The sequence below is a fragment of the Clostridium hydrogeniformans DSM 21757 genome (assembly GCF_000686705.1).
GTDB classification, from domain to species: domain Bacteria; phylum Bacillota; class Clostridia; order Clostridiales; family Clostridiaceae; genus Clostridium_Z; species Clostridium_Z hydrogeniformans.
Genome location: NZ_KK366004.1, coordinates 357,698 through 368,083 on the forward strand (window position 1 = coordinate 357,698; position 10,386 = coordinate 368,083).

The window sequence follows — 10,386 nt, forward strand, 5'->3', positions numbered from 1 at the left end:
ATATATGCAAGTTTTAATATTTAAGTTAAATGATGAGCATTTCGCAGTGGAAACTGCAAAGGTTCAAGTTATAAATGATATGATGGAAGTAACTAGGGTGCCAAAGGCACCTAGTTATATAAAAGGACTTATAAATCTTAGAGGAAATATAATTTCTCTTCTTGATATAAATCTTCTTTTAAATATAGAAAAGAAGAATCAAGGAGAAGAAAATGTAGTGATTCTCAATGTTGGAGAAGAGCAAGTTGGCATATGTGTGGATGAAGTAGAAGAGGTTATAGAAGTAGAAGAAGAGAAAATAGAACAATTAAAAGAAGAAAAAGGTGAAAATTATATTAAAGGAATTGTAAATTTCGGCGATAAAATAGTTACAATGATTGATATTGATAAGTTAATTTAAATTTATAAGGAAATGAGGGAGTTTTATGGCAGAGGTTTTATCCCAAAGTGAAATAGATGAGCTGTTGTCTGCCTTATCCTCAGGGGAGATAGTTCCTGATGATGTTGACAAGGAAGAGGAAAAGCACAAAATAAAACTTTATGACTTCAGAAGTCCTCAAAAGTTTTCAAAGGATCATATTAGAACCTTGGAACTTATCCATGATAATTATGCAAGAATCATTACTAACTATTTAACCGCTCAAGTAAGAAGCAATGTTAAGGTTAAGATTGAATCCGTAGAGCAGATTACTTATGAGGAGTTTATACATTCTATTCCTAGTCCAACAATTTTAACGGTATTTAAAATGCCTCCTTTAAGTGGCTCTATACTTTTTGAAACCAATCCTCAGTTTGTGTTTCAAGTTTTAGATATACTTTTAGGTGGAAGTGGGGACAGAAAGTTTAAGAATAGAGAGTTTTCAGACATTGATAAAAACATAATAAAGCAGGTTAATAAAGGACTTATAGGGAATTTAAAGCTTGCTTGGGAGGATATATTAGAAGTAGAGCCGGAAATTGAAGGACTTGAAACAAATCCAGCTTTAAATCAAACCCTTGCACCTAATGAACCGGTGGCACTTATAACTTTTTCAGTAGAAATGGGGAAACATAATACATTTATAAATATTTGTATCCCTTATCTTAGCATAGAGAAGGTTTTAGATAAGCTGGTGGTACAGTATTGGTTTGAGCAAAGTGATTCTGAACTTGTTCGTGAATCAAGATCTAAGATAAAAGATAGATTAAATGTAGTTGATGTTGAAATGATAGCTCTTCTAGGTAAAGCTTCAGTTACTGTTGATGAATTCTTAAAGCTTTCAGAAGGAGATATAGTTACCTTAAATAAGAAATGTAGTAGTCCTGTAACTCTAATGGTAGAAGATAATGAGTATTTCTATGGGGTTCCAGGAACAATTGGTAAGAATTTAGGTGTATCTGTGTTAGATATTATAGATAAGGATGTGGAGAGCTATGAGTAATGGATTTCTTTCTCAAGAAGAAATAGATTCTCTACTTAATGGAGGGGCTGAAGAAGCTCAAGAGGACAAGGGTAGGGAAGAGGATTCTATATTAAGTGATATAGAAAAAGATTTATTAGGAGAAATAGGTAATATATCTATGGGATCAGCATCCACTGCTTTATCCCAAATAATAAATCAACAAGTTAATATAACCACTCCTATGGTTTCTGTTACTAGCCTAGATGAGTTAAAGAAAAGTTTTGAAGTTCCAAACATTGCTTTAGAGGTTGAATACACAACAGGAATAGTAGGGTTAAATTTATTAGTTATGAAGACAAGTGATGCTTCAGTTATAGCAAACTTAATGATGGGTGGAGATGGAACAGTTCAAAATATTGAACTTTCTGAGATTGAAATAAGTGCAGTTTCAGAGGCAATGAACCAGATGATAGGTTCAGCAGCTACATCAATGGCAACAATGTTTTCAAGAGAGGTAAACATTTCGCCACCAACATCTAAGGTTTGGGCTGATATTTCAGATAAGCTATCAGAAAAGATAGATGAAGAGGAAAAGGTAGTAAAAGTATCATTTAAATTGACCATTGGGGATTTAATAGATAGTAATATAATGCAAATACTTCCTGTGAATACAGCTAAAAAAATAGTTTCTATTATGATGGGACAGGATACTAATGAAATAGTACATAATAATGATCATAAAGTGGAAGCGAGGGAAGAGAGGGTAGTTATGGAGAATTTTGAAAAACCTATAGAGTTAGAACCAAAAGTTCAGGTGCATCAAGCAGAATTCCAAACGCTTAAACCTTCATCATCAACAAGTCATCAAAACATTGACTTGATCTTAGATGTACCACTTGAAATATCTGTAGTTCTTGGAAGAACTAAAAAGAATATAAAGGATATTTTAAACTTAGGTACAGGTTCTTTAATAGAGCTTGATAAACTTGCAGAAGAGCCGGTGGAAATATTAGTAAATGGTAAAAGGATTGCTTATGGAGAAGTAGTTGTTGTTGATGAAAACTTCGGAGTTAGAATAACAAGTATAATAAGCAGTAGTGAGAGAGTAAAATCTTTAGGCAAGTAGTTTATGGGCATATTGATAGTATCAATATGTCTCTTTTTTTCTATAAACTTTATTGAGAAATAGTCGATATAGAAATTATAAGAATGAATTAAGGAGTGTTAGGAATGGATATAAAAGCTGTGGGAGTAAATAAAGTGGTAAATCTTTATAGAGACAATAGTAAGGTAAGCAGAAATAATAAAATAGAAAGAAAAAGTGATACCTTAGAAATCTCTCCCTTAGCTAAAAAACTAAGTGGTTTATCTATAGATGATATAAATATAGATAAAACTAAGGAAATAGAGAGAATAAAAGAACAGATTAAAAAGGGCACTTATAATGTAGATTCTAAAGACATTGCAAGAAAAATCATTAATTCTATGAAGGGACGTGGAATTTAATGAAAGAAGCCTTGAAGAAGATTTTAAATGAGGAAGAAGAAGGGCTAAAACAACTATTAAAACTATTAGAAGAGCAATACAACTTTATTATAAAAAAGGATGTATTTAAATTAGAATCAATGGTAGATAAAATAAAACTCTGCAATAAAAATATAGCAGAGATTGAAGTTAGGAGAAGGGAAGTTTTAGGAAAGCTTTCTATGAAGGATTATATAAATTCATCTGAGGATGAGGAATTAAAAAATCTATACAGTAATATAAATAGCCTAATTCATAACTTAACTATTCAAAAGGATAGTAATGATTTATTAATAAAACAAAATCTATCCTTTGTAAATAAAATGTTAGCCTATATAAATCCTGAAAGAAGTGCACCTACCTATAATTCCTATGGAAAAGTAAGAAAATAAGGAGGATTAACTATGTCTGGATTGTTTGCTACCTTTAATGTAGCTAAGAGAGGTATGGGAGTTCAACAAAAGGCTTTAGATGTAACATCTCATAATATATCTAATGCAAATACTCGTGGATACTCAAGACAAAGAGCAGAAATAGAAACTTCAAGACCTTTTGGAATGCCATCTTTAAATAGTGTAACAGAGCCAGGGCAACTTGGAACAGGAGCTCAAGTATCTGCAATAAATAGAATAAGAGACACATTTATAGATTATTTATATAGAAATGAAAGTAGTACTTATGGAAACTTTGAACAGAGGTATAATTTTTTAACTCAGGTTGAGGGAATATTTACAGAACCTTCTGATACAGGTATATCAAGTCTTATGGGAAAGTTCTTTGATGCATGGCAAGAGGTTTCAAAACAGCCAAGTAGTTCAAGGTCTAGAACTGTTTTAGTGGAGCAAAGTAAAGCATTAACGAATTCTTTAAACCATGCTAGCAATCAACTTGAAAAGCTTACAGATAATGCTCAAAACCTTTTAAAAGATAATGTATTTGAGGCCAATAATCTTTTAAATCAAATAAACCAAATAAACAAAGAGATAAGATCTGTTAAGGTGGCAGGAAATACTCCTAATGACTTAATGGATAGGAGAGATCTTTTATTAGATGAATTAAGTTTAAAATTTAATATAAATGTAGATAGAAAAAACTTAGAGACCATAGAGCTAAAGCCAAAAGATGGAGGAAATTTTGAACTTGTACGCTCAACTGATGAGGAGAGTTATAGTAGACTTTCTTATATAAGTGGAGTAGAGAAGCAAAGTGACGGAAGTATAAAGGTAACATATTATAAGCTAGGAAATATGAATTCTGAAGATAATAAGAAGGAACTTATAATAAAGACTGATGGTATGAGTCCTGATGAAATAAATTCTACTATTAAGGAATTAAAAGAGACTAGGGTAATCTTTGGAAATGAACAGGGAGAAGCCATAGGAGCAGATGGAAAAGTCATAAGTGGAACAATAGACCTTAAAGATCTTCAAATGTTTAAACCTTCATCAGGAGCTTTTAAGGGACTTATGTCTATTCAAGAAGATGTTAATAAATATAAAGATCAGCTTGATAGGTTAGCAAAAGCCATGGCATTCGCAGTAAATGCAGTTCATAGTGGAAGCGATGATTCCCTTAATGATAAGTTGTCTTTCTTTGTTAATGGAAAAGGCGGAAAAGAGGAAGAAATAACTGCTGGAAATATAAAGATAAATGATGAGATATCAAGTGATCCTATGAAGATAAATGTAAAGAAAGAAGATTCTTCAGGAGAAAGTGATGGAAGTCGTGCCCTTGCTATAGCACAGCTTAGGGATGCTCTTTTAAAGGTTCAAGATATAAATGATAAGACAACAAGGCAATCTTTTATAAATGGAAAGTTAAAGGCAGATGGCATGGGGATAGAAAATGATACTAGTGGTATGAAGGTAGATGGATATTTTAAGGATACTGTAAATAGGCTAGGAGTTCAGTGTCAGGAAGCTAAAAGAATGGTAAAAAATCAAATGATACTTCTTGATGGACATGAGGAATCAAAATATTCAGTTTCAGGAGTATCCTTAGATGAGGAAATGGCAAACTTAATACAGTTCCAACATGCATATAGTGCTAATGCAAAAATAGTATCTACTGTAGATGAACTTTTAGATGTAGTAGTAAATGGATTAAAAAGATAGGAGGTAGCATATGAGAGTTACAAATAAAATGCTTTCTACAAATTTCTTAAGAGATATGAGAAATAACCTTGGTAATATGAAGGATCTACAATCACAGCTTACATCAGGTAAGGAAATTAGAAGACCTTCAGATAATCCCTTTAAGGTTGCAAGAAGTATGCAGCTTTATTCTGATATAGGATCAAATAAGCAGTATAATGAAAATATTAAGGATACTTTAAACTGGCTTGATACCACAGATACTGCATTAGATAAGGCAGGAAATACTCTTCAAAGAGTAAGAGATCTTTTAGTGTCTTCAGGAAACCCAGGTTATGGAGAGGGAGAAAAGAAGGCTCTTAAGGATGAAATAAATCAAAAGGTTGGGGAACTTGCTCAAATATTAAATACTAACTTTGATGGAAGATATATATTTGGAGGAACTAAAGGAACATCAAAACCTGTAGAAGCTCTTCAAGATGACAAGGGAAACACTCACATAGTATATAAGACAAAGGATGGAAATTATTTAAATAAGAATGGTGCACAAATTGAATTAGAAAACGGAAAAATTAAGGTTGATGCTAATGGAAAACCTATTGATAATGGTGATACTAAAAAATATGAAGATGAATTTAAGCATTTAAATGAAGATTTAATAGTAGAAATTTCCCAAGGAGTTACTATGGAGTACAATGTGGCATCTAGGGAGCTTATGGAGTTCTCAAAAGGAAAAGATTTAATGGACCTTTTAAGTGATATAACATCTAATTTATCTTCAGGAAAGCCAGAAGACATTAAAAAGCTTACGGGAGAAAATTTAGATGATATTACAAAGGCAATGGATAATTTATTAAAATTAAGGTCCGAGGTAGGTGCAAAGCAAAATAGAATGGAAGCAGCTAAGGATCAAAACTCTGAAGAGAACTTTAACTTAACAGATATATTATCTAAGACAGAGGATATAGATTTTACAGAGAAGATCATGGAGTATTCTGTAATGCAGAGTGTCTATATAGCGTCACTTCAAACATCAGCAAAAGTAATTCAACCATCACTTTTAGACTACTTAAGGTAGGTGATATTAATGATTTTAAAAACTAGAGACCATGGAGAAATAAACTATGAAGAAAAGGATATTATAACTTTTAAAAAAGGTATTCCAGGACTTCATGATTTAAGAAATTTTATAATATTTGAGATTAAGGAGAACCCAGTATTTAAAATTCTTCACTCTATAGAGGATATGAATATTGGATTTATAGTAATAAGTCCTTTTGATTTTTTTAAGGAATATGAGCTTGTCATAGAAGATAAGGTTTTAAAGGAGTTAGAAATAGAAAAAGAGGAAGAAGTTATGGTTTTAAACACTGTAACATTAAATAGTAACGTAAAAAATATAACCACTAACTTAAAAGCTCCTATAATAATAAATATTAAAAGTCTTCTTGGGGAACAAATAATAATTGATAAAGAAAAATATAAGGTTAAACACCCTTTAATTAAGGAGTGATGATATGCTTGTTTTAACTAGAAAAAAGGGAGAGAGTATTCTTATAGGAGATGATATAGAGATTACCTTAGTTAAGGTAGAGGATGGATCAGTTAAGCTGGCTATAAATGCTCCAAAGGATGTTCAAATACTTAGAAAAGAATTATACACAGAGGTTGAGAAAGAAAACATTATTGCTACAGCTATAGATATGTCCATACTTAAAAATATAAAATAAAAATTAATCGATTTTAGGTTTACTTTAGGTAAATCGTATATAAAAAATAAGTTAGGGGTGCAAACATGGAAGTTACAAGAATAGGTCAAGGAGGACCAATGGCTTTAAATACTGCATCAGAAGGAAATGACCTAAGAGAAAATGAAGGCAAAATAGCCATAAAAGAAGAAAATATTATTAAAAGTGATGTTTCTAAGGAAGAAGTTATAAAGTCTGTAGATAAATTAAATAGGTTTTTAAAAGATGAAAACCTAAAGGTTGTTTATGAGAATCATGAAAAATTTAAAAACTCAATTATGGTAAAAATAATAAATGAAGATACCAAGGAGGTTGTAATGGAAATACCTCCTAAAAAGATAGTGGATATGGTAGCAAAAATGTGTGAGATGGTAGGTATTCTTATAGATAAGAAAGCTTAATATACACACCTTAAAGAACCCTATTAAGTAAAAAGGTAAGCTAAGACATATAGATGTTATATGTGATAAAGTAATATTTATAATTCATTAAAATTTAAGCATTTAAGATACTAAATTTTAGTACTTAGTTATAAATGTGAATAATTTTATTAAGTGAATCTATATGTGAAAATTTGTAGAAATTTAATATAATAATATAAATAGATAATATGTTTTAGCATAAGAATTTTCTTAGAGTTCTTATTTAAGATATGGAGGGTTTATTAAAATGATGTATGGTAATAAGGCTTATAATGCCTATAAAAATAATAGCGTAAACCACGCTTCAAAGGATCAGCTTCTTATAATGCTTGTAGATGGAGCTGTTAAATATTCAAAGATGGGTAGACAAGCTATCCTAGATAAGGATTCTAAAAAAGCTCATGAGAGCTTAATAAGAACTCAAGATATATTTATAGAACTTATGGCTACACTAGATACCTCAGCAGGGGAGTGGGCAAGTCAAATATTTTCTATATATGAGTTTATAAATAATAGATTAGTTGAGGCTAACATAAAGAAAAGTGTAGAGATTATGGATGAAATAATACCACTTATAGAAGAAATAAGAGATACTTGGCATGCTGCAACAAAACTTGCCAAGGCTAAGTAATATGGGTGACGATCTAATTCTTTAATATATAAGTAGGGGAGGAAATACCTCTAAACACAAGTAGTTTTAGAAGTACTTTCTAAAAATTAAGTTAGGAGGGGGATATAATGAATATTTCTCCAAATAGAGTCACAGGCCTTGCAACAGGCATGGATACAGATAATATGATAAAACAAATGATGAAGCCATATGTAATGAGGGTGGATAGACAAAAACAACAAAGGGATATGTCAGTGTGGCAACAAGATCTTATGAGGGGAATAACTAAAAATGTTAGAGATCTTTATAATAAGTATCTTGATGTTATGTCAAAAGATAATATATTATCTTCGAAAAATCTTTCAAGTTCTACAACTATAGTGGATAAATCTTCAATTGCAGATATAACAAGCTTTACCGGAGCAAAGCCAGGTACTTATGGGCTAAAAGTAAATAAATTAGCTACTTCCGCTAAGATAACATCAGGACAGTTAGATGAAGGTTTGGATACAAAACTTAATCTAGCTAGTGATACAACGCTTACTTTTAAGGTTGGAAATAAAGTTCGGGAAGTAATTATAAAAAAGGATTCCAATTTAGGGGATTTAGTATCTCAAGTAAATAGTCAGTTAAAAGAATTAGGGGTGAAAGCTAGTTATAGTTCCTTTACCAAACAGTTAACTATTGAGAATTCCAAAACTGGAACTAATAGTTTATTAGAGGTAGATGGATTAAATAGCATTATTTCCTCTAAGGGAAAAGTATTTGGAGATTTAACTAGTAGTACTAATTATGGAGAGATAGATCTTCTACAACTGATTGATGATAATATGAGTCTAAAGGCATTAAAAGATAAAACTTTAAATATTGAGGGGAAGGAAGTAAAAATAGAAGAAACTGATAATTTATCAGATCTTTTAAATAAAATAAATGCAGAAGCAAAAGAGCCAGTAAAAATAGAGAATGGAAAAATTGTTGTAGGAAAAGATGTAAAGTTAGATTTAAGAGAAGCATTAAATGGTGAAACTTCATTAAAAAATATAGCAGGTAAAAATCTTACAATAGGAAGTTCCACAATAACCATAGATTCCTCAGATACTATAACATCATTAAGTGAAAAAATTAAAAATATAACTGGAAAAGATGTAATTAATAATTCAGGAAAATTATCCTTTGGAACAGGTACTGAAAGTAATATAATCTTTGATGGAGGTGGCTTTGTTAAATCAAGTTACGGAGAAATTAGGGGAGAAAATTCATCTTACTCTGTAATTATTCCAAATACAACAACTCCAATAACCATGGAAAGTGAGACTAATAATTTTGTAGTGGATAATATTAATTTTAACTTTAATGGAATAGGAGAAACTTCATTTACTGTAAAAAATGATACTTCTAAGACAGTAGATAAAATAAAAGGTTTTGTTGAGGAATATAACAAAATAATAGGAGACGTTAGTAAAAAGATTTCAGAAAAGAAAAATTATAAGTATCTTCCTCTTACAGAAGAGCAGAAAAAGGAAATGAAAGAGGATGATGTTAAAAAATGGGAATCTAAGGGCAAAGAGGGGCTCTTAAGAAATGAAAGTGTCTTAAGAGATATGTTACTTGAATTAAGAGAGGCCATAATAAAGCCAGTGGAAGGAAGTAATTTAAACCTTAGAGCTATAGGGATAGATACAAGTAGTAATATGGAAAAAAGTGGTCAATTGGTTATAGATGAAGAGAAGTTAACTAAAGCATTAGAGAATGATGGTCAAGAGGTTATGAAGCTTCTTTCAGCAGGTGGAAAAGAAGTGGAATCTCAAGGGATTTTCACAAGATTTAAAGAGGTTTTTAGAAAAAATGCAATAAACTATGATGGTCCTCTTTTAAAAAAAGCAGGATATGAAGGAACCTTATCTGAAATAAAAAATACATTAACAGAAAACATATTAAAGAAGGATAAGCTTATAAAAGAAATGGAAAATAATCTTGTAGAAAGAGAAAATAAGCTTTATTTAAAATTTGCAAGGCTTGAAAAGGCTATGAATGCCGCTAATGCTCAGCAAGGATGGCTTATGCAACAGTTTGGTGGTGGAAGGTAGTGGAGGATTTAAGGAAGAACCTTAAGGAGTATAAGGAACTTACTGAAAATCTTATCTTATTACTAGAAAAAGAAGATATAGAATCTTTAGAAAAATCTTTGGATCTAAGAAAAGAAGTTATAAATAATATAAATAAATTATCTTTAGAAAACAATGATTTTAAATTAATAATAAATGAACTTAACTTATTATCTTTAGAGGAAAACTTTAATAAAAAATTAAAGGAAGCTATGGATAGAACAAAGAAAGAACTTTTAGAAGTGAAAAAAGGGAAGCAAGCTAATAAAGGTTATAATAGAAGCTTTCTTAATACATCTATATTAAATAAAAAAATATAAAAAATTTTTCTGAAAAACTAAAGTAGTTTCTAAATGTTACGATTAATATGTTATAAGGTTCCACAAGGATGTGGTTCTAAAAATTTAAAAATTCAAGGAGGAAAACACAATGATAATTAATCACAATATGAACGCTATGAATGCTCATAGAAATATGGGAATAAACACAGTTAATTCTGGAA

The 10,386-nt window shown here is 30.6% G+C and carries 13 protein-coding genes; all 13 read left to right on the forward strand.

Going from position 1 to position 10,386, the window contains the following annotated elements:
* The first annotated feature begins 4 nt into the window (after window positions 1-4).
* The 13 genes from BR69_RS0114895 (at window position 5) to fliT (ending at window position 10,204) form a co-directional block, all read left to right on the forward strand.
* A complete protein-coding gene (locus BR69_RS0114895; RefSeq protein WP_027633890.1) occupies window positions 5-400 on the forward strand; it encodes a chemotaxis protein CheW in 396 nt (131 codons plus the stop codon).
* Between the two features lie 25 nt (window positions 401-425).
* Window positions 426-1,421 carry a flagellar motor switch protein FliM gene (fliM, locus tag BR69_RS0114900; RefSeq protein ID WP_027633891.1) on the forward strand — a complete coding sequence of 332 codons (996 nt, stop codon included), beginning with the start codon at window positions 426-428 and terminating at the stop codon, window positions 1,419-1,421.
* On the forward strand, window positions 1,414-2,508 hold the full coding sequence (gene fliY / locus BR69_RS0114905; protein ID WP_027633892.1) for a flagellar motor switch phosphatase FliY: 1,095 nt from the start codon (window positions 1,414-1,416) through the stop codon (window positions 2,506-2,508). The genes fliM and fliY overlap by 8 nt, the downstream gene beginning before the upstream one ends.
* A 104-nt stretch (window positions 2,509-2,612) precedes the next feature.
* Window positions 2,613-2,888, forward strand: a complete 276-nt coding sequence (gene flgM / locus BR69_RS0114910) for a flagellar biosynthesis anti-sigma factor FlgM (protein WP_027633893.1) — start codon at window positions 2,613-2,615, stop codon at window positions 2,886-2,888.
* Complete coding sequence (locus BR69_RS0114915; protein ID WP_027633894.1) at window positions 2,888-3,298, forward strand: flagellar protein FlgN; 411 nt, start codon at window positions 2,888-2,890, stop codon at window positions 3,296-3,298. The genes flgM and BR69_RS0114915 overlap by 1 nt, the downstream gene beginning before the upstream one ends.
* Before the next feature lie 12 nt (window positions 3,299-3,310).
* Complete coding sequence (gene flgK / locus BR69_RS0114920; RefSeq protein WP_027633895.1) at window positions 3,311-5,020, forward strand: flagellar hook-associated protein FlgK; 1,710 nt, start codon at window positions 3,311-3,313, stop codon at window positions 5,018-5,020.
* Between the two features lie 10 nt (window positions 5,021-5,030).
* Window positions 5,031-6,077, forward strand: a complete 1,047-nt coding sequence (flgL, locus tag BR69_RS0114925; protein ID WP_027633896.1) for a flagellar hook-associated protein FlgL — start codon at window positions 5,031-5,033, stop codon at window positions 6,075-6,077.
* Window positions 6,078-6,086: 9 nt separating this feature from the next.
* On the forward strand, window positions 6,087-6,512 hold the full coding sequence (fliW, locus tag BR69_RS0114930) for a flagellar assembly protein FliW (protein ID WP_027633897.1): 426 nt from the start codon (window positions 6,087-6,089) through the stop codon (window positions 6,510-6,512).
* Between the two features lie 4 nt (window positions 6,513-6,516).
* Entirely contained in the window at window positions 6,517-6,729 is a 213-nt protein-coding gene (gene csrA / locus BR69_RS0114935; RefSeq protein ID WP_027633898.1) for a carbon storage regulator CsrA, read from the forward strand.
* Window positions 6,730-6,794: 65 nt separating this feature from the next.
* Window positions 6,795-7,148, forward strand: a complete 354-nt coding sequence (locus BR69_RS0114940) for a flagellar protein FlaG (protein ID WP_027633899.1) — start codon at window positions 6,795-6,797, stop codon at window positions 7,146-7,148.
* A 271-nt stretch (window positions 7,149-7,419) separates the two neighbouring features.
* Entirely contained in the window at window positions 7,420-7,800 is a 381-nt protein-coding gene (gene fliS / locus BR69_RS0114945; protein ID WP_027633900.1) for a flagellar export chaperone FliS, read from the forward strand.
* A 107-nt stretch (window positions 7,801-7,907) separates the two neighbouring features.
* On the forward strand, window positions 7,908-9,866 hold the full coding sequence (gene fliD, locus BR69_RS0114950) for a flagellar filament capping protein FliD (RefSeq protein WP_027633901.1): 1,959 nt from the start codon (window positions 7,908-7,910) through the stop codon (window positions 9,864-9,866).
* On the forward strand, window positions 9,866-10,204 hold the full coding sequence (gene fliT, locus BR69_RS0114955; RefSeq protein ID WP_027633902.1) for a flagellar protein FliT: 339 nt from the start codon (window positions 9,866-9,868) through the stop codon (window positions 10,202-10,204). Before fliD ends, fliT begins: the two co-directional genes overlap by 1 nt.
* Window positions 10,205-10,386: the final 182 nt, after the last annotated feature.